The 1,776-nt window shown below is 74.9% G+C and carries 2 protein-coding genes; both read right to left on the reverse strand.

All coding sequences use genetic code 11. The features are described from left to right. The coding region (locus tag AOK09_RS43815; protein ID WP_407675455.1) for a DUF6238 family protein at nucleotides 1-176 on the reverse strand (176 nt) is incomplete at its 3' end. 57 nt (nucleotides 177-233) lie between these two features. Continuing rightward, nucleotides 234-1,664 carry an SCO6880 family protein gene (locus AOK09_RS33240; RefSeq protein ID WP_322973232.1) on the reverse strand — a complete coding sequence of 477 codons (1,431 nt, stop codon included), beginning with the start codon at nucleotides 1,662-1,664 and terminating at the stop codon, nucleotides 234-236. Between the last annotated feature and the right edge of the window lie 112 nt (nucleotides 1,665-1,776).

Here is a 1,776-nt window from a genome sequence, read left to right on the forward strand (position 1 = left end):
GTGGCGGTGGTGCGTGTGTCGAGCAGGGCGAACAGGGCGGGGGTGTGGGCGGGGAGGGCGTCGAGTTCGGCGCGGTCGGCGGGCCGGTCGTGCTCGGGCAGTGCGGTGTGGTGGTGGAGCTGGAGGGCGCAGGTCGCAAAGCGCAGCAAGTCCGGGGCGGGCGGGGGTGAGGGCATCGGGGTTCGCCCTTCGAGATGGATCAGCACCGCAAGAGGTGATGGTCATGCCGGTTGTCACAGGCGGGCGAGGGGCAGGGCTGCGCAGGTGAAGGCTTCGGCTTGCTGCCAGTGCAGGCGGCGCAGGTCGAGCAGGGCGGTGGTGGCGGCGGTCTCCACGGTGGCGCAGGCGGCGTCGAGGTGGTCGCTGGTGTCGGCGCTGAGGACGAGCAGGCCGGTGAGGGAGACGTCCGCGTGTCCGGCGATCAGCTGGGCTTCGCGGAGCTTGGCGTCGGCGTACTCCACGGTGTCGGCTTCGGAGTCGACCTGGCCGCGGCGGGCGCGCTCGGCGGCATCCGCCACGATGGTGGCCTTGCGGCGCTGGACGTCGCGCAGGGCGGCGTCCAGCGGGGTGGGGGTGTAGGTCAGGGACAGGGTGCGGCGTACCCCGGAGGCGAACAGGACCTGGTGGAAAAATCCTGCGGTGGTCTCGGTGCGGGGCCAGTCCTCGATCCAGTACACGGCGTGGTGGGCGGAGTCGGTGACAAGGCGGTCGCTGTGCTCGAGGAGGACCACGGGTCCGGCGGCGGCCACATCCGCGGCCGGGCGCGGGCTGGGGGACCAGCGGTCCAAGGCGGGCAGGGCGGCGGGGTCGTAGGCGGTGCGGATGACCGCGGCGATCTCCCGGGCGCTCAGCCACCCGGCGGGTGCAAGTCCCGCGGCGCGCAGGGACTGGTCCAGGGAAGCGGCCAGCTGGGCCAGGACGGCGAACGCGCCGCGCAGGCCGCCGCCGGCCTGGGAGATCAGCCGACGGGCTGCCTTCAGGTTTAGGGCGAGGGCGATGTAGGCCTCGTGCGGGGCCGCGGCCGGCCCGGCAGCGGCCAGCAGCTCGCCGTAGACGGTCCCGGCGACGGGGGCGTAGGGATTGCCGTGCTCGGCCCAGTAGCGCTGCAGGGCGTCTCCGGAGTCGGGGACGGTGCGCTCCAGGACCTGGATGCGGGCGAGGTGACCGCTGCGGGCGAGGGCTGCCAGGGCGCGGCCCCAGCCGTGGACGTTGGCGTTCTGTGTGGAGGCATCCAGCAGGGCGAAGGCGCGGGAGGAGACACGGACGACCGCCGTCAAGGTCGCCCGGTGGGGGTCGTGGACCGCGGCGAGCCGCCCGTCGGGGGAGGTGAGGGCGCGCAGGGAGGCGGCGGTGCCGGGGAGGTGGAGCAGGCCCTCGCGGCGCGGGCGGGTGCCAGGCCGCGCCAGCCACAGCAACTGCCCGCGCCAGCGTCGCAGCAGATAGCGGGCCACGATCGGTGCCCAGTCGGCCAACGACCGCCCACGCCGCCGCACCGCCACCGCGCCGGCGGCCACCGCCCACAGCGGCAGCAGTTCCAGCGCGCCGAGCACCCCGCCGGTCATCAGCACGGCCAGCAGCACGGCACCGGCGCACCCGGCGAGCACCAGCTGTGGGGCGCTGAGCCCCAGCAGCACGCCACGCCGCGACCGGGCCGGGAACCGCACCGTCGCAGGCGCCTCGGCAGAGGAAGGGAAGACAGACAGGACAGGGTCCTCTCACGAGCGAACAGGGAAACGGCCGGGCGGGCGCGTCTGCCCCGAGGGGTCAGGGTCGGGG

It is taken from the genome of Peterkaempfera griseoplana, from assembly GCF_001418575.1.
Taxonomy (GTDB): Bacteria; Actinomycetota; Actinomycetes; order Streptomycetales; family Streptomycetaceae; genus Peterkaempfera; species Peterkaempfera griseoplana.